This is a genomic window from Deltaproteobacteria bacterium (assembly GCA_016178705.1).
Classification (GTDB): Bacteria; Desulfobacterota; Binatia; order HRBIN30; family JACQVA1; genus JACOST01.
This window is the reverse complement of record JACOST010000013.1, coordinates 139848-157279: the sequence shown is the minus strand read 5'-3', so window position 1 is coordinate 157279 and position 17432 is coordinate 139848. Positions and strand designations below refer to the sequence as shown.

Sequence of the window (17432 nt, the reverse complement as noted above, 5' to 3'; positions counted from 1 at the left end):
ATCTTCCGTTTAGCGCGTGTGCTGATTGGGCAGTGCGCCCGATGCGAAAGGCCGGAGCCTGGAAGCCGTGCTGCAGGCGCCGCTGATCGCTGCGGTGCTGCGGGAAGTCGAACGCCAGGGGGCGCAGACACGCTGAGCCGGCGCAGCGTGTCCTGGCTACCTGATAATCCGGCCACTGGGATTCTCTCCGGCAGCCTGCAGAAGGTGATGATCGATCGTGTCGTGCGGGCTCGTCCAAGCCGTTGGCCTTGGACGAGCTTACGGTCCGGCGTGCGGCGTGGGAACCCCACACCCACGTTCTGACTGTAGCGACGCGGCGCTCCGCATCGTTCCCCGGCGAAGCGGTTCAAGCGAACGCCCACTTCCAGACGCACCCCAAGTTTGCGCTTGACGCGGTTGGTAGAGTCCGCACGGCGGCTTCAACCGTTGTTCAGAGATCACCTCTCCCTCGCTGGTCGAGCGGCCCAGCGATGAAGCGCAGCCACTTCGACGCCGCTTCGGGCCACGTGAACGCTGGGAGCCCAGAACCGGATTGCAAAAGTTGCAACTCCACAGTATCGCCATCGACTTGCGACGGATCCTCTATGATTCTCGCGGTATAGTTTCCTGGCAACCAGGCGACGCTCACTCGTTTAGAATGGGGGGGCTTTCGCCACAAAGGTTCACGCCCGACATTTTTCTCGCACGACAGACGCTCCCGATACGAAGCCATTCCCTTCCGCGCCCGGATACGTTGCGAGTGAACCGATTCGGCAGCCGCACCACGCGTATCTTGCGTCGCGATGCGTACTCAAGAATAGCAGCCGAAGATCCCTCGTGATCTGGACCTAGGGATTGCCGCGCACCGAGCCAGATCTGGGCGATATCGACGTAGTTGGAGAGTACATCGAAAAACCACCTCGCGCCGAGCTTGGTTTCGCGGTGACTTATTCGCGCAACGATTGTCGTGTCGATGCCCTCGTTGCGCTGAAATGAGAGCCGCGCCGCTAGATTATCAAATGTCGCCCACTCTTTTCGGCCATGGTTGAACATTGCTGGCGGAGGATCTAACGTCACGATGACGCTAGTATAGTGCTCGCTACGCGATGTCTTAGCAAGTTGGCGGAACAGTTTGCGATTACATTCGAGGACCGGGTCCCACACCCCAATTGCACAGATGACGGCACTTCGTGGTAAACGATCAAGAGTGATACGCACGATCTCTCCCAGCACCCAATCGTTCAATCAAGCGACATCAGTGGCAATGACTCACCCATGAAATGTCTCGCGACTGCGGTTGCGGGGCCTAGAAAGCCAACCCACAGGTCAGGCGTGAATACGTTCGGATCTTCTGCACACCATGTCGTAAGGCCGCTGCTTCTCTCTGTCAGCAATCTCAAGCAGGCGGCAATTTCGCTGCTACGGTGCTGCGCGATTCGGTCCCACCGGGCGTTCCGAGTCAACATTCGCCACACCTCAAGCTGCCCTGCTAGGCCATGGCAGAATGTGACGTTGCTAACACGTGGTGCCGCGTAGAGACGCGATGCTGCCCAGTCGATCGCCGGCTCAAAGGCCGGATCATTCGGGAATGCCTGCAGGGCGCACCAAACATATCCCATGCTTCCATGACACCATTCGTTCGACGGCGTCGGCAGCACGGGAACGTCCAGGGACCGTCGCATCGCGTCACCCGGCTCCACTCTTGCCTTCTCGTAGAGACGCAACAGTATTTCACGGGCCAATAGCGTTCCGTCTATCTGTCGACTCTCGCTACTCCAGACCCGGAGCGCAAGAGCTATTCCTGCTGCCCCATGAGCAGCCCCGGTAAAGGGTTCCTTTGCCGAATCGAGCCTACCTGAGTTTCTCCACACGAGCAGGTCGTCACGAACAACCACAGTGTCGTTCAGCCATCGTGCGAGAGGAGCAACAATGTCACGCGCTACCTCTCCCAGGAGCCGCCCAATAGCAGCCCCTGCCCACAGGACACCGGCCGCGCCGGCGAACAAATCCTGCTCATCTCGCGCTTCCGCGGCCACGCCTAAACGTTCTAGTGATGCTGCGATGAACCTCGGTTCACCGAAGCGCGTACCAACCAACGCGAGCGCGAGGGCGACGCCCGCATTTCCGGTAAACAGACCACATGAAGCTTTGGGCGGTGCGGCGTTCGCGAGCCACTCGGCTGCGCGTTGGACATCGTCAACGTGCGAGTCGCGCCGCGTAAATTCTGCAATCGTTAGCAGACCGATGATGATCCCAGCCGCGCCCAAATTGATACTCTCGCAGAGAAAATCTGCTTGAAAATGGCGATTCTGCCACGCAGTGCCGCCAGGTGTGGGTGATCGGTACCTCCGCGTCAGGTTCGCGACTTCGTACGCCGCTCGGAGTGCCCACCTTCGACTACCGCGCTTCACCACCTTTGTTTGAAGGAACATTGCCGCAGTGCGAACTCGAAGACGCCGTATGCTGTCGCGCACGTCTGCCGCTGTTGGACGGCGTGCTACATCGGCAGCAACACACCTCCTTACGACGATCGCGGCGTCTTTGTTCCCGCCTAGAACCAGGAGACCAATGAGCCTACCGCTGCCAGCCGGAAGCAGCGCCGGATTGCACCTCAGTAACGCATGCGCCACGGAGGCCCCGACGCCGAACACATCTGCCATAGGCGTCGCCTGCTCGGCAGCGTACTTCCCCCGGATCACTTCGGGCGCAACATGACCCCTTGTTCCTCCGATGATTGGCTCCTCGCTGCCGATTCTGGAGGCTAGCTCCCAATCGATGAGGACGACTTCGTCGTGCGTCGCCAGGATGTTGGCAAGCTTGACATCCCGGTGCACAAAACCGGCTTCGTGCACCCGCGCAAGTCTGTCCGCCGCATCGGCGAGCCGAAGCAATTGCTGATCGGGTGGAAGCGAGTCGACTGTTTCGCCTTGTACATCGGCCACGGCCATCCATGGCACTTCAGCGTTCATCACGATTGGTTCGGGCGCCACTGTGAGGCCAGCCTGTCTTAGTTGCCTCAACACCCTAAATTCGTTTAACAACCGACTCGCGGCATCGTGACCGGCAATGTCGCTCATGACACCCTGTTCCGCGGTCTTGATGATCACGGTTTGCGCCGAGTTGATGTCTCCGGCAAGAAACACACGGCCGCGTGGCGTCTGCTGTAGCAGACACAGCGGAACGTATTCTGTCGAATCTTTTCTGAACAGCGCGTCGTTTGTCGCGAGAGCCGAGTGATCGTGCTGGGGTTCGAGCGACAGTGGCAAAGGATCGGCGAACGCTGACTGGCGACCGGTGGCTGTACGCTCGTCGCGTGAGAGCCCGAACGGAGTTTCGATCGCTGGCTCGAAACGCCCGAACGCGTCCACCAAAACGCGATCAAGCGTGAAGCTACCGTATCTTAACGATATCGCACCGTCTGCCCGAAGGTATCTGTCAGATGGCACTCGAGGACCCCTTCTAACGGGAATCACTGAATCTAGGTGCTTGGCCACCAAGCAAGCCTGAGCTGTCGATGATGGGTAGATGGTCAGGACTTTTCCAAACTGGGTCGGCCCTGCGAGCCCGCTATTGAGAGCTGATACTCCACCGAGACTGTTCGGCAATTTGAACGACAGCATCTCCTCTCGGAGATACTCCAGAATCCTCAAAAACGCATCTGTCGCTTCCGCGATCGCGAGCGAGACGTGCACCTTCCAGCCGTGGGTTGGGATGCCGGAGCTGTGCCCGCAGTACAGCCAAGTTAGGTTCTTCGTGGAGCGCTCGTGAACGACCCAATCACGGCCGAGGGTACGAACGAACGCTGCAAGGCGGTCGGCGTAGAGGGCCGCGAGACGAGCTTCAACCCGTGCCGGGTGCTCAAGGCCGCTCGGCATTGCTTCCGAAGAGAAACGAGTCGCTGGCGAGCGATCAACCTGAGTAGGAGCAGCCTGTGCAGCAGCACCCCGAGCAGCTGTAGCACCCCGATTCGAGCTGCAGTTCTCCAGAGCGACGTACCACCCGCAGACCTTCTTCGCTGAGAATCTGGTTCTGAATGGGCCGGGCGAGGCCCAACTCCGCAAGAACCGCACGTGGATTAGACCTCCACCGACGCCCCAGACTCCGATCCTTGTCTGCACGCGTGCGAAGTTCTTTCATTAGCGCACGAATAGTGCTCGCATCCGGCAGTATCATTCCGTGGGCGAGCCTGACCGTTGTGGTCTTCGATGGCATGGCTTCCTCCTGTCGGTTGGCCGGCTAAAAATCGCATGCTACCTCGTTTGTCAAGCGACTTGCCCGCTTTATTTTCGTCCAGGGGAATCTGCTGTTCGAACACAGCATCAAGGCGAGCAGGACGGACTGGGCTGCCCAAGAGACAGTTTCTCGAAGTCGCGTGTCGCGATGTTCTGCTTGCCCTCAGCAGGGGAATTTCGGGGTCAAGTCGGGAAGGAGGCAATTCGAGGTAATTCGGCTCGTGTCCTCCACACTCTGTTAGAAGAGCAGCTCGGCTGCTCGCCTTCAGCCAATCAAATCATCGACTGTGAGATCGGCGTCGCGCATGATCTGACGAAGCAGGCCACGCCCGAGGTTGCGACCCTTGTGAACCGGCACCGTGGTGCGGCGGCCGTCTGGATGCTGGAGGATCACATGACTGCCGCTCTGGCGAACGGCGACGAAGCCTTTGCGTTTGAGGAGAAGCAGAACGTCCTGCGCGCTGCGTGTCGGCAGCCGCGGACTCATACCGCAACGCGGACCTTGGTCGCCCCAACTTCCTGACAGATCGGTTCGCCAGAGGCCAAGCGATCTTCAACGTGGAGACGAATCGCATCCTCGATGAGACCGCGTGCTTCCTCCGCGCTCTCGCCTTCGGTATAGCAACCCTGCAGGGCCGGGCAGATCGCGACGAAGCGTCCGTCCTCGTCTCGCTCGATCACGACCGTGAACTCATAGTCGGTCATCCCGTGCTCCTCGCCGTTCCCGGCACTGTATACCGAACGCTCTACGCCACGCTGAGGTTGCGGCGCGGAATCTCGCGAGTCAGCACGTCGGAGGCTTCGTCTTCGTTGTCGGCGCGCAGCCGGTCGACGCCGGCGCGGGCGGCGCGGCGGGTGATCGCGATGCCGTAGCCTTCGAGGATCGGCTTGATCAGTTCGTAGTTCTGCTCGATCGATTGCGTCACCGAGATGTAGCCGTGCTGCGCGGCTATGGCGCGTTGCCAGTAGGCGAGCGCGCTCATCTGGAAGAAGTGCTGGTCGGATTCCTTCGGCTCGATGACGAGGATGTCGCCGTGGAAGTGCGGATCATCCTGATACTGGCGCAGACCGTACTGCAGGCGCGAGTGGAGCAGCGTGCGGAACACTTGGTTGATCACCGTGAGCAACCCAGTGTCGACCAACGGACGACCTTCGACCACGACCTTGCCCAACTCCTTTACGTACTTGCGCCGGACGCGGTTGGAGAACGGCCGGAACGGGTTGTAGCAGATCACCAAGTCGGCGCCGTGTTCGATGGCGACATCGATGTTCGCCGTGCGCCGCACACCGCCGTCGACATAGTCGACACCGTGCAACCGCGCCGGCTTGTAGAAGCCGGGCAGGGCGGTCGAGGCCTGCACCGCCTCGGAGATCGTCACCGACGCGTCCTCGTCGTGGCCGAACACCACGCGCTCGGCCGTGTCGAGGTTCATCGCGCCGATGTACAGCTCGCGCTTGGTCGACTGGTAGAGGGTGCGGAAGTCGTTGCTGATGCCGCCCCGTTCGAAGTTGCGGCGCAGGTATCGCTCAATGCTCGAGTTGTCGAAGAAGCCCGACGGCAGGTAGTCGAGCACGAACGGAAAGCTGCGCCGCTTGTCGATGGTCTCGACGATCGGCTCGACCATGTCCCACAGATGTTGCGATGACGGCTCGCGCAAATACGCCGCGAGACCGCGCCGCAAGGTGCCGAACAGCGTGGGCGCGTGGCGCCCGAGGTCGAGTAGGACGCCCGGCGCGTAGGCGGCGAGGTCGAGCGTGAACTGCAGCGGGCGCTCGGCGAACTCGCGCCAGTTGGGGCTGTAGAAATCAAGCGCTTGGAACTGCGAGATCTCTTCGGACTTACCCTCAAGGCTCTTGAGCATCTCGGCCGGGCTAATGCCCGCGGCCAGCGGCGCGGCCAACACGGCGCCAGCGCTGAGGCCGACGTAGGTGTCGAAATCGTTGATCTTGCGATTGACGAGGAAGTCGTCGAGGGCCTTCAGCCCGCCGAGCTTAAACGCCCCCCCGGTAATCGCGCCGCCGGCTAAAACCAGCGCGATCTTTGGATCGGGTTTGCGAACGCCTACTTCGCTCTTCTGGACGATTGTAATCCCCACATCCCACCTCACATGGGTCCGAACTTAGAGTTTCATGACGCAGTTTGTCAAGGACTGACATGCTGCGTTCACGCTGCGGCGGGCGGCTTCGCGCCGATGGCGCGCCCGTGCTAAGGGCCAGAGCCGTGTCACGCGACGCACCGCAGCATGGCTCCGAGGGCGGCGGAACCGCCGCCACATTCGCGGAAGAAACCGGCGAACTCACGGCGCGCCGCTGGCGCATTGGGCTCACGCTCTACCTTGTCTTTGCCGCGATCGGCTCGTTTGTCGAAGGAACGTACTACCCGGCCCGGCACTGGTGGCTCATTGCGGCGTGGCTGGTTCAGCTCGCGGTCGTGATTGCGGGTTGGCGCCGCATGCGCGTCTGCCGCCATCCGACGACGGCGTGGATCGCGCTGGCGTCGAACGTGAGCGTCTGCGTCATCCTCGCGCTCTACAATGCGGTGGTCGGCGGCGACATGTTGTACGTGCTGCTGACGTACATCGCGTTCATGCTGGTGTCGTCGGTGTTCGTGCCCTGGGGGGCACGGTTTCAGCTCGCGCTCAACGTCGGGGTGATCGGCGCCCACTCACTGGCGTTGCTCGCGGGGGCACACAGCGGCCCGGTGCCGACGTACGATTTCATCGCGCTGGTTTCGGACGCGATATTCTCCACCCTGGGCGCACACTACATCGATCAGAACCGTCGCCAACTCTTTGGACAGGCGCAGCAGTTGCGCGACGTCAATCAGCGTCTGCAGGCCGCCGGCCGTGCGCGCACCGATCTGCTGACCGGCCTGTCGCACGACATGCGCACGCCGCTGACGGTCGTCATGGGATACGCCGACGTTCTCGCCGAGCAAGGGCTGCCTTCCGATGCCGGTCACGCGGTGCGTAGTATTGCGCGGGAGGCGCGCCAACTCCTCTATCTCGCCGACGGCGTGCTGGATCTCGCGCGTCTCGAAGATGGCCGCCTCCCGTTGCACCGCGAGACGTTCGCGGTCCACGAAGCGTTGGATCCCTTGCGCGAGACCACCGCGGATCTCGTGCGCGAGCGCCTGGTGCATCTCCAGTGGGATATTCCGAGTCACCTCGTGCTCGACAGCGATGCAGGAAAGGTGCGCGAGATCGCGCGCAATCTGTTGTCGAACGCGGCGAAGTTTACGCGCGAAGGGGAGATTCGTCTGGTCGCCTCGGCGCGCGACGGCGGGATCGAAATCACCGTGACCGATACCGGCGTCGGCATCGCGCCCGACCAACTGGCCGCGATCTTCGATCCGTTTCATCAGGTCGCACCCGGCAACGGGCCGCAGCGCGGCGGGGTGGGGTTCGGGCTCTACCTCGTTCAGCTGTTGGTGAGCATGCTCGGCGGGCGCATCGCCGTCGAGAGCGCCCCCGAGGCCGGCAGCACGTTTCGCGTCTGGCCGCCGCTGCATCCACCGCTGACTGCGAAACATGACCTTGACCTGTCGCCATCGCAAACGTAAGGGAATCGCCTCGCGTGAGGGGACAGTGATTCGAACCGTCGAATGGCGCAACGGCACAGTGGTGATGATCGATCAGCGGCTGCTGCCGACGCGCGAGGTCTATCGCGTTTATCGTGACGCGCGCGAAGTTGCGGTGGCGATCAAAGATATGGTCGTGCGCGGCGCGCCGGCCATCGGTGTGGCGGCGGCGATGGGAATCGCGCTGGGGATGGCGCACGCGCGACCGAGCGAGATGGCGCGCGCGTTCGATCGCTGGTGCCGGATGTTTGCGGCGACCCGCCCAACCGCGGTCAATCTGTTCTGGGCGATCGAACGCATGCAGCGGGTATTCAAGCGCGCTCGCGGCAGCAGCCCCGACACCGTCCGCGACCTGTTGCGTCAGGAAGCGCTCACAATCCACCGAGAAGACATCGCCGCCAATCGGGCGCTCGGAGCCTACGGCGCGGAGTTGGTGCCGGCGAAGGCGACCGTACTGACGCACTGCAACGCCGGCGCGTTGGCCACCGCTGGATATGGTACCGCGCTTGGCGTGATCCGCGCCGCAGTCGAGTCGGGTCGCCGGATCAATGTGTTTGCGACCGAGACGCGTCCATTTCTGCAGGGTGCGCGCTTGACCGCCTGGGAACTGAAGAAGGACGGTATCCCGGTTACGCTGATCACCGACAGCATGGTGGGTCACTTCATGAAGGCCGGTGCGATCGAGTGTGTGGTGGTGGGCACCGACCGGACCGCGGCCAACGGCGATGTCGCCAACAAGATCGGGACGTACACGCTCGCGGTGCTGGCGGCGCGGCATCGCGTGCCGTTTTATGTTGCGGCGCCGACCTCGTCGATCGATCTGGCCTGCAAACGTGGTGAAGACATCCCGATCGAGGAGCGCGCCGCTCGTGAGGTTACGCACATCGGCGACCGACAGATCGCGCCGGCGGGTATCCGCATCGCCAACCCCGCGTTCGACGTGACGCCGCACGAGTTGGTTACCGCTATCATCACTGAACGCGGCGTGGCGCGTCCGCCGTACAGCAAATCCCTCGCGCGTTTGGTGCGCGGAGAACCGCGCGTCGTTAGTCGCAAGACGGGTTCACGCTAGCAGCCCGTTAGTGCCACGCCCCCCTTCGACGGGCTCAGGACAGGCTTCGAGACGGCGCTTCGCGCCTCCTCAGGGTGAGCGGAAAAGTGTTGTGGCAGAAGGGAAGAACCGCTCATGCTGAGGAGCGCCGACAGGCGCGTCTCGAAGCATGCGGAGCTTTTCAACAGGCTGTTACTTCTGTGCGCGCAGACGCGCCGCGAGCGCGGCGTGTTCGGCGATCGGCAAATCCGCGAGCGCGATCGACGACCGGTGCGGTTTCGTCAGTCGGTTGACCCGTCCGGCGGCGGCTTCAACAACGTTGGCTGACAGCACACCGTCGATCACCGCCCGCTCGATCGCCGCGCTCGCGACTTCCGCTTTGGCAAAATCGTTGCACACAAGCAGCAAGTCTACGCCGGCATTCAACGTCGCGACGGCCGCATCACCGATATCGTGATGACCGCTGATGGCGCGCATCTCCAAGTCGTCGCTGGCGATCACGCCGGCAAAGCCGAGCTCCGTGCGCAGGAGATCGCGCAGGATCAACGGCGACAGCGTCGCCGGTCGGTGCGGGTCGAGGGCTGGGTACAGCACGTGCGCAGTCAGCAGCAGCGGTACGCCGGCTGCGATGGCGGCGCGGAAGGGCGGCAACTCGATGCGATCCAATTCAGTGCGCGTGCGCCGCACAGTCGGCAGCGTTAGATGCGAGTCGGTGTCGGTATCGCCGTGCCCAGGGAAGTGCTTGCCGCACGACAGTACGCCGCCCTCGTACAGACCGTGCATCAGCGCAATGCCCATCGTCGTAACGACACTCGGGTCGCTGCTGAACGAGCGGTCACCGATCACGGGGTTGGCGGCGTTGGAGTGGACATCGAGTACGGGCGCGAAATCCAAATCGATACCAACAGCAGACAGCTCGGCTCCCATCGCGCGGCCGACCTGCCGTGCAACTGTGCTGTCGCCGGTCGCGCCCACAACTGCCATCGCGGGAAACGAGGTAAACGGTGCGCCGAGTCGCATGACCCGACCGCCTTCGTGGTCAATGGAGACCAGTGGCCGAGCGGGCAACGCATGCAGCGCGGCAGTCAGGGCGGCGAGCTGCGTCGGCGTGCCCACATTGCGGCGAAACAGAATCACGCCGCCGATGTGCAACCGCCGCAACGTCGCCGCAGTGGCTTCGTCCAACTCGACGCCGGGGATGCCGACCATGAGCACCCGGCCGATCATCTGTTGCAGCGCCTGCCGATCCATGCGCGTCACCTTACCATACCCGTGTGCGCCGACGATTCGCGCTGGATTCGCGCGAATTCGTCTGGACACTACATTGTGCGGTGTGGTAGTGCGCCGTTGCGGACACGGAGGCGGCGGTGAAGGGCTCGCGGTACATCGTCGTGGAAGGCCCTATAGGGGTCGGTAAGACGACGCTGGCGCGGCTGTTAGCCGACGCCTTTGGCGCCCGCTTGGTTCTGGAGCAGGTGGAGGAGAACCCGTTCCTCAAGAAATTCTATGAGAAGCCCCGTCAGTTCGCGTTCCAGGCCCAACTCTTTTTCCTGCTCACGCGCTATCGCCAGCAACGAGAGCTTGCACAACAAGATCTCTTCAGCCAAAATACCGTCGTCGATTACCTGTTCGCGAAGGATCAGATATTTGCGCAACTGAATCTGGACTCCGATGAACTCGCTCTCTACCGCCAGCTCTTTGGCTTGCTCGACGCTCGCCTGCCGAAACCGGACTTGGTCGTCTATCTCCAAGCCCGTTCCGACGTTTTGCTCACGCGGCTACGCAAGCGGGACCGGGACTACGAGCGGCGGATCGCGCCCGAGTACATCGAACGTGTAGCGGAGGCCTATCGAGACTACTTTTTCTACTATGACGAAACGCCCCTGCTGGTGGTCAACTCGTCGGCGATCGACTTCGTGGCGAACTCCGACGAGATGGCGGACCTGATCCGCGAGATCAAAAGCATGGGGCAAGGAGTGCAACACTACATTCCGCTTGGATCCAAATAACCCCCGGCTGCGGCCGGGCAGATGGACCGAGACGGAGCGGCACTTCGGAGTTTCGTGACTCGTTGATGCGGAGTTCGGGTACGAGCGGTCAGAACGCGGCCGACTCAATCCAGCTCGACACTTCTCCTCCGCGACTCATCTCAACTCCGACTTTGCGTTGGCAAAGGCCCCTCCAACCGGTTCGGGAGGCGTTATGGAGCGCAAAGTCACAGTCCCGGATCTTCTCAAACGTAAAGGCGTGGGCGAACCGATCGTCGCCATCACGGCCTACGATTTTCCGTTCACCCGCATCGTCGACAGTGCCGGGATCGACCTGATCCTCGTCGGCGATTCGCTCGGCATGGTCGTGCAAGGGCTCGATACCACCTTGCCGGTCAGCATGGACGAGATGATCTACCACTGCCGCATGGTCACGCGCGCGCGACCGCGCGCGCTGGTGGTCGGTGATCTGCCGTTCCTGTCCTACCAGGTGACGGTTCACGATGCGGTGGCGAATGCCGGCCGTCTGATCAAGGACGGCAATGTCGAGGCGGTGAAACTCGAAGGCGGCGTGGCGGTGGCCGAGACCATCCGCGCGATCGCGTCGGTCGACATTCCGATCATGGGGCACATCGGGCTCACGCCGCAGTCGGTGCATCGCATGGGCGGTCACAAAGTGCAGGGGCGTCAACGTGGCTCGAAAGTGGGTCAGCGCGAGCGCGTGATCGACGATGCGCTGGCGGTCGAAGATGCCGGCGCGTTCGCCGTCGTGTTGGAAGGCATCCCGCGTGATCTTGCGACCGAGATCACCGAGCGCCTCAGCATCCCTACCGTAGGCATTGGCGCGGGGCCGGACTGTGACGGGCAGATTTTGGTGCTGCACGACGTGCTCGGTCTGAGCGAGAGCATGTCGCCGCGGTTTGCGAAGCGTTACGCCGAAGTGTGGCACGTCGCCAGCGAAGCGGTGCGTGCTTACGTGGAAGATGTGCGCAGCGGCGTGTTCCCCACCGATCAGCACGCCTTTCATTCGCTCACGCCGGTTCCCGGCAAGGTCGCGGCGCAGGGGTAACGCAAATGGAAACCATCACCAGTATCCGAGCGATGCGGACCTGGGCCGATCGTGCCCGCACAAACGGGCAGCGCATTGCCTTCGTACCGACGATGGGCTTTCTGCACGCGGGGCATCTCAGCTTGGTTGCCGAAGCGCGCCGGCATGCCGATCAGGTCGTTGCGTCAATCTTCGTCAACCCACTGCAGTTCGGACACAATGAAGACCTCGACCGCTATCCGCGCGATATCGAACGCGACACCAAGCTGCTCACCGACGCCGGCACCGATGTGCTGTATCTGCCGCTGGCCGCCGAGATGTACCCCGAAGGCTTTCAGACTTCGGTGAACGTCGAGCACGTGACACAAGGGTTGTGCGGCGAGAAAAGACCGGGGCACTTTCGCGGCGTAACTACGGTGGTGGCCAAGCTCTTCAACGCGGTGCATCCACACGTCGCCGTGTTCGGTGAGAAGGACTTCCAGCAACTGGTGGCGCTCCGCCGCATGGTGCGCGATCTCGACTTCGATATCGAGATCATCGGCGGGTCGATAGTCCGCGAGGCCGACGGGCTGGCGATGAGCTCGCGCAACGCCTACCTGGCGCCGGCCGATCGCACCGCCGCGCGCTGCTTGTCGCGAGCCCTCGGCGTGGCGGAGGCCGCCGTGCAACAGGGCGAGCGCTCGGCGGCGATCGTGCTCGACCGTGTGCGGACGTTCATTGCCGGCGAACCGCGCGCGCGCATTGACTACGTGACGCTCAGCGATCCCGAGTCGCTGCGCCCGGTTGAACGCATCGCGGGGCCGACGCTGCTGGCGTTGGCGGTGTGGTTCGGGTCGACCCGTCTGATCGACAATACGATGCTCGGCCGAGCGGCCGCATGGGGAGAGGGCTGATGTACCGCAACATGCTGCGCAGTAAGATCCACCGCGCCACTGTTACCGGCGCCGATCTGCACTACGAAGGCAGCGTCACCATCGATGCGCTGCTGCTCGATGCGGCCGATATCCTGCCGCATCAGGAAGTCGAGATCTGGAACGTCACCAACGGTGAACGCTTCCGGACATACGCATTGAGAGGCCAGCCGGGTTCGGGCGTGGTGTGCATCAACGGCGCCGCCGCTCACAAGGCGAACAAAGGCGACCTCGTCATCATTGCCACCTTCGGCTGGATGAGCGAGTCCGAGGCCCGCGCGTGGGAACCGAAGGTCGTCTTCGTCGACGACCGTAACCAAATCGTCGAGCGCCGCGCCGAGCAGGCCGGGCAAGCGGAGTTGCGAGTGGTGAACTGGTAGATTTAGGTTGGCAGACAAGATGCAGCCGCGAGCGTTTCTTTGCCATTCAAGCAAGGACAAGCCGCTCGTTGAGCGGTTGGCGAACGATCTGCTGCAAAGCGGCGTCGATGTCTGGTTTGACAAATGGGAAATCAAGCCGGGCGACAGTCTGCGTAGAAGGATCGATCAAGGCATTAGTACCGCGACGCACTTTCTCGCCTTGCTGTCGCCCAACAGCCTTGAGTCCGAGTGGGTCCAGACCGAACTAGACGCGGCGCTGGTACAGCGAATTGCCGGCGCTTGCCGACTGATCCCAATCCTTTGCGGCGTAGAAGACAGCGAAGTGCCCGTGACGTTGCGGAGCATTCGTTGGATTCGAATATCCGATGTCAGCTATGACGATGGAGTGCGCGAGCTCGTCGACGCGTGCTGTGAGGCTCAGGTCAAGCCTCCGTTGAGCCCGCTACTTCACGCGAGTCACGAAACACTGCTAGCGGGGAGCGGCCTATCCAGATCGGCTCAACGGTTGGCGGCCATGCTTAACAGGCACGCCGTATACGGCGTTGAAGACGAGGTGTGGCTCGCAGTTGAATCAATCGAGACGGAGCTCGGCGTTAGTGCGGAAACTCTCCTCCTCGTGTTGGACGAACTGCGCGAGCACGGGCTGGTCAAACTGCTCGAAGACTGCAATAGCCCAATCGGCGCACACAGCGTGGGTGCGACACCTGAACTGTTCTTCCTGACTGATCCGGTACTCAGAGGTTCGGATCCCGTCGCGGACGCGCCTGCGTTGGCGATCGCTGCGATGAACGCTGGTGGCGGATCGCTCGACGACTTGGCCCAGTTTCTTGGTTGGGAAGTTCGGCGCGTCAACCCGGCGGCGTACTACTTGGTTCATCAGGGCTACGCGCAGGGTCACGCGAGCAACTCAATCAATCGCGCGTTCACGACGTTGACCATCACCCCGCGCGGCCAACGCTTTGCGCTTGCCGCCTCATCGCGGCCCGCGACTGAATCGATACCCAGTGAGAAGTTCGTTGATCCCGCTTACCCGGTCGATGTTGGAATCGTCGCCGAAGAGGAGGCCAGCGGATTCAAGGTCTCGTGGTGTCGGGACGACTTACTCGCCCGGAAGCTCGACCTGGAGAGTTGCGAGATTGTCACCCGCGTCGATTCCGATGGGAGACGAGTCAAGTTCCGACTTCGCGACCGACCGTACGACCAGACCCTCATTCGGAAGAGCGTGAAGTAGTCGACGTCCGCCGTTGTGCATGGATGCCGTCGTGGCAATGCGCGTGGAACGAACAATGCACACGATCGGGGCGCCGATCACGACGAAGCTCGCGCGCGCTTCCGTGCGCCACCGCTAACCTCGGCGGAGCGCACGTAGGCTGTTCTCGGCGTGACGCAATGTCGGGGGTGAACTCGCGCGGCGCCGACTCGCGTTGATTGGCGGCACCTGATACCTGAACCCCGCCATGGCGGGTTTGCAGCGAAGCGACGGCGTGAAGATCATCACCATCAATCGCCGCGCGCGACACGACTACTTCATCGAAGAAACCATCGAAGCCGGGCTGGTGTTAACCGGCAGCGAGGTCAAGTCGCTGCGCGCCGGCAAGGCGCAGCTCAAGGACAGCCACGCCCGCATCGAGCGCGGCGAGGCCTGGCTCGCGAACGCGCACATCAGCGAGTACAACCCCGCCGCACAGTTCGGCCATGAGCCCGTCCGCAAGCGCAAGCTGTTGCTGCATGCGCGCGAGATTGATCGCCTCACCGGCAAGGTGAAAGAGAAGGGCCTGACGTTGATTCCGTTGCGGATGTATTTCAAAAACGGCCGCGCCAAAGTCGAGCTTGGGGTGGCACGCGGCAAGAAGCAGTACGACAAGCGCGAAACGATCAAGGAACGCGAGACCAATAGAGAAGTCGATCGCGCCATGCGACGGCGGCGCGATCAGTGATGAGGCCGATCTGTCTCTTGCGCCGTGGAACCTCTCGGTTGCGGATCAGTGCCCGAGTCGCTAAGTTCAGCACGGTTCTTTGAGGATCGGTGACTCAACACTCGTCACTGCTCACTCGTCACTCGATACGGGGGCGAACTGGGTTCGACGGGGGTAGGAACGCCGAGGTTGCGTGCACGGGATCCTGGGTACCGTAAAACCCCAGGGCTGCTTAAACGCAGACGAACCTCTAGCACTGGCGGCCTAAGGGCCACCACGTCTAGCCTGCTCGAGCCCGTAGGGTGGGACTAGGCGACGCAAATCGGGATAAGCGGTGGCGAGCGCTCGGGCGCCACCGACGAAAACCCACGAGCTGGTTGGCGGAGATCTTGTCCGTGGGAGCTCCGCCCGCGAGATCAAAGCACGAGACTACGCACGTAGACGCCCAGGTCGACCGCTTCCGGACGGGGGTTCAATTCCCCCCGCCTCCACTTCTCCACTGCTTGAATTCGCGAACTTCGCGAAGACGTTGGTGCCCATCCGGTGCCGGTCGTGGCGCAGCGCCGCCGATCGCAGTCCATTTGACTCATGTAACCCCACGGGTTACAAGCGAGCGTGATCCGGCGGTGGCGCCACAAGGGCTTGCGGGCATTCTTTGAATCCGGGAACACCCGTGGCATTCGGCCGGAGCACGCGAGGCGGCTTCGGCTTGTTCTCGCTCGACTCGACGCGTCGGCCGAGCCTCGCGATATGAATTTGCCCGGCCTGCGCCTGCATCCGCTGAAGGGTCGACTGAAGGGCGCCTGGGCCGTAGACGTGAGTGGCAATTGGCGCGTGGTCTTCCGTTTCGAGGGCAAGGATGCCGTCGATGTCGATTACGTTGACTATCATTAGGAGGAGCGTCGCATGCACAATCCACCCCATCCGGGAGAGATCATTCGCGATTTGTGTCTCGCCCCGCTCGGGCTGTCGGTGTCGGACGCCGCCAAGGCACTACGGGTGAGTCGCAAGACTCTCTCCGAGATCCTCAACGGGCGAGCCGGCATCAGCCCGGAGATGGCCGTTCGATTGGCCATCGCGTTCGACACCACCGCGGAAAGCTGGATGAACCAGCAAACCCAGTACGATCTCTGGAGAGTCGGCAAGAAGCGCAAGGCGCTGGAGAAGAAGGTTAGGAATCTGGCTGCCTGACCCTCCTTCGCGCTGCGTGGTTCAGACGGTGTGTCCGCCGAAGTTGCTCCCCGCGCGAGGCGAGAATGGATCGACCGGCGGCGCTCGAATCGTTGGCGCGTGCTGAGTACGCGATTGCGGACTTGAAGGTGGAGGTCAAAGATGAGTCGAGTCACCAGCAATGTGCACCGCAGCTCCGCTGTCCAATGCGACCACTTCTGTATTCGGCGGTTGATGAGGCCGTTGGCGGTTGTTGCGCTGCTCGCCTGTTCGGCCTCCGCCGGAGTCAAGCAGGGCGACATCTCATTCGTCGTCATCGGAGACATACCGGAGGGAAGGCCGAAGGAGCCGCCATGGAGAGTCGATTTTCAGCAGCTGATCCAGACAATAGCCAAGCTGCAGCCGCCACCCGCCTTTGTCGTTCACGTTGGCGACATTGTCCCCAACAACCAACCGTGTAAACATGAAGATCTAACAGACGTATTCGCCGTGTTGTCGACGCTGTCGAATCCGCTGAAATCCTCGGTCCCCAAGGTTCCGTGGGTCTATGTGCCTGGTGACAATGAATGGATCGACTGCGGGCATGCAGCGAAACACGAGCCCCCCACCCCGACGAAGGATTACTATGAGGATATCTATTTCCCGCTTGAGGATGTTAGAGATGTCTTCTTCCGTGCCCCCGGGTCGCACGATCACGAGCCAAACCCCACAACGCACCAGGAGAAACCAGGAGACTACCCGGAGAATCAGCGATGGACCTTGGAAGGTCTGCCGGGCCTGGTATTCATCACGGTTAATCTTGTCTCTCTCGGAAGAACAGCAACGGCGACGGAGGAAGTAGAGTTTGTTCAGCGAGGACGGGCCGACCAGGTCTGGTTGAGAGAGGCCGAGAAATCATTGCCTGACGCGAAGGGAACAATAGTCATCTTCGCCCAAGCCGAAATTCCGGGGGAGGTTTGGGGGGGCGGTGTGATCCTTATCCGGATAAACCGGGTCCGACGAGCACGAAGGATGGCACACCAGGGCTTGGCGGTGACGATGGTTTCTTCAGTTTCCTGAACCATTCCGCGCAAGATCATCCCAACATCGAATACGTGTACGTGCACGGCGATGATCATTGCTATAGGCCGAGGACACAGCTCTATGACGTCAACACAGGCGCCGACAACCTATTTCG

At 62.0% G+C, this 17432-nt stretch carries 17 protein-coding genes and 1 other RNA gene; 12 read left to right on the top strand and 6 right to left on the bottom strand.

From position 1 onward, the window contains the following. Window positions 1-624: 624 nt before the first annotated feature. The 5 genes from HYR72_08040 to HYR72_08020 all read right to left on the bottom strand — a co-directional run bounded on the left by HYR72_08040 (window position 625) and on the right by HYR72_08020 (window position 6307). Window positions 625-1224 (bottom strand): hypothetical protein, encoded by a 600-nt coding sequence (locus HYR72_08040; protein ID MBI1814911.1) that lies wholly within the window; start codon window positions 1222-1224, stop codon window positions 625-627. Next, complete coding sequence (locus tag HYR72_08035; GenBank protein MBI1814910.1) at window positions 1221-3671, bottom strand: phosphotransferase; 2451 nt, start codon at window positions 3669-3671, stop codon at window positions 1221-1223. The genes HYR72_08040 and HYR72_08035 overlap by 4 nt, the downstream gene beginning before the upstream one ends. Window positions 3672-4476: 805 nt before the next feature. Next, window positions 4477-4698 carry a type II toxin-antitoxin system HicA family toxin gene (locus HYR72_08030; GenBank protein MBI1814909.1) on the bottom strand — a complete coding sequence of 74 codons (222 nt, stop codon included), beginning with the start codon at window positions 4696-4698 and terminating at the stop codon, window positions 4477-4479. After that, window positions 4695-4916 (bottom strand): type II toxin-antitoxin system HicB family antitoxin, encoded by a 222-nt coding sequence (locus tag HYR72_08025; GenBank protein ID MBI1814908.1) that lies wholly within the window; start codon window positions 4914-4916, stop codon window positions 4695-4697. Before HYR72_08025 ends, HYR72_08030 begins: the two co-directional genes overlap by 4 nt. Before the next feature lie 41 nt (window positions 4917-4957). Continuing rightward, window positions 4958-6307, bottom strand: a complete 1350-nt coding sequence (locus tag HYR72_08020) for a patatin-like phospholipase family protein (GenBank protein ID MBI1814907.1) — start codon at window positions 6305-6307, stop codon at window positions 4958-4960. Window positions 6308-6432: 125 nt separating this feature from the next. On the opposite strand from HYR72_08020, the gene HYR72_08015 reads away from it, so the two are divergent. Together HYR72_08015 and mtnA are read left to right on the top strand one after the other, a co-directional pair. After that, a complete protein-coding gene (locus HYR72_08015; protein ID MBI1814906.1) occupies window positions 6433-7773 on the top strand; it encodes a HAMP domain-containing histidine kinase in 1341 nt (446 codons plus the stop codon). Beyond that, entirely contained in the window at window positions 7742-8863 is a 1122-nt protein-coding gene (gene mtnA / locus HYR72_08010) for an S-methyl-5-thioribose-1-phosphate isomerase (protein ID MBI1814905.1), read from the top strand. Before HYR72_08015 ends, mtnA begins: the two co-directional genes overlap by 32 nt. Window positions 8864-9034: 171 nt before the next feature. Here the strand turns inward: mtnA and nagZ are convergent, their stop codons facing one another. Then, window positions 9035-10093: a beta-N-acetylhexosaminidase gene (gene nagZ, locus HYR72_08005; GenBank protein ID MBI1814904.1), complete on the bottom strand. Its 1059-nt coding sequence runs from the start codon at window positions 10091-10093 to the stop codon at window positions 9035-9037. A gap of 116 nt (window positions 10094-10209) precedes the next feature. On the opposite strand from nagZ, the gene HYR72_08000 reads away from it, so the two are divergent. The 10 genes from HYR72_08000 to HYR72_07955 all read left to right on the top strand — a co-directional run bounded on the left by HYR72_08000 (window position 10210) and on the right by HYR72_07955 (window position 17314). Then, window positions 10210-10851 carry a deoxynucleoside kinase gene (locus tag HYR72_08000; protein ID MBI1814903.1) on the top strand — a complete coding sequence of 214 codons (642 nt, stop codon included), beginning with the start codon at window positions 10210-10212 and terminating at the stop codon, window positions 10849-10851. 193 nt (window positions 10852-11044) lie between these two features. Continuing rightward, a complete protein-coding gene (panB, locus tag HYR72_07995; GenBank protein ID MBI1814902.1) occupies window positions 11045-11899 on the top strand; it encodes a 3-methyl-2-oxobutanoate hydroxymethyltransferase in 855 nt (284 codons plus the stop codon). Window positions 11900-11904: 5 nt separating this feature from the next. After that, on the top strand, window positions 11905-12771 hold the full coding sequence (locus HYR72_07990; protein ID MBI1814901.1) for a pantoate--beta-alanine ligase: 867 nt from the start codon (window positions 11905-11907) through the stop codon (window positions 12769-12771). Then, the gene (locus HYR72_07985; protein MBI1814900.1) at window positions 12771-13169 is read left to right on the top strand and encodes an aspartate 1-decarboxylase; all 399 of its coding nucleotides are present in this window, start codon (window positions 12771-12773) and stop codon (window positions 13167-13169) included. The genes HYR72_07990 and HYR72_07985 overlap by 1 nt, the downstream gene beginning before the upstream one ends. Before the next feature lie 19 nt (window positions 13170-13188). Next, complete coding sequence (locus tag HYR72_07980; GenBank protein ID MBI1814899.1) at window positions 13189-14400, top strand: toll/interleukin-1 receptor domain-containing protein; 1212 nt, start codon at window positions 13189-13191, stop codon at window positions 14398-14400. A gap of 235 nt (window positions 14401-14635) precedes the next feature. Continuing rightward, window positions 14636-15106, top strand: coding sequence for an SsrA-binding protein SmpB (gene smpB, locus HYR72_07975; GenBank protein ID MBI1814898.1), 471 nt, complete (start codon window positions 14636-14638; stop codon window positions 15104-15106). Window positions 15107-15235: 129 nt separating this feature from the next. Continuing rightward, window positions 15236-15579: a transfer-messenger RNA gene (gene ssrA, locus HYR72_07970) on the top strand. Window positions 15580-15700: 121 nt separating this feature from the next. Beyond that, window positions 15701-15979, top strand: a complete 279-nt coding sequence (locus HYR72_07965) for a type II toxin-antitoxin system RelE/ParE family toxin (protein ID MBI1814897.1) — start codon at window positions 15701-15703, stop codon at window positions 15977-15979. Between the two features lie 12 nt (window positions 15980-15991). Beyond that, the gene (locus HYR72_07960; protein ID MBI1814896.1) at window positions 15992-16276 is read left to right on the top strand and encodes a HigA family addiction module antidote protein; all 285 of its coding nucleotides are present in this window, start codon (window positions 15992-15994) and stop codon (window positions 16274-16276) included. Window positions 16277-16498: 222 nt separating this feature from the next. Further along, window positions 16499-17314, top strand: coding sequence for a metallophosphoesterase (locus HYR72_07955; protein ID MBI1814895.1), 816 nt, complete (start codon window positions 16499-16501; stop codon window positions 17312-17314). Window positions 17315-17432 lie beyond the last annotated feature (118 nt).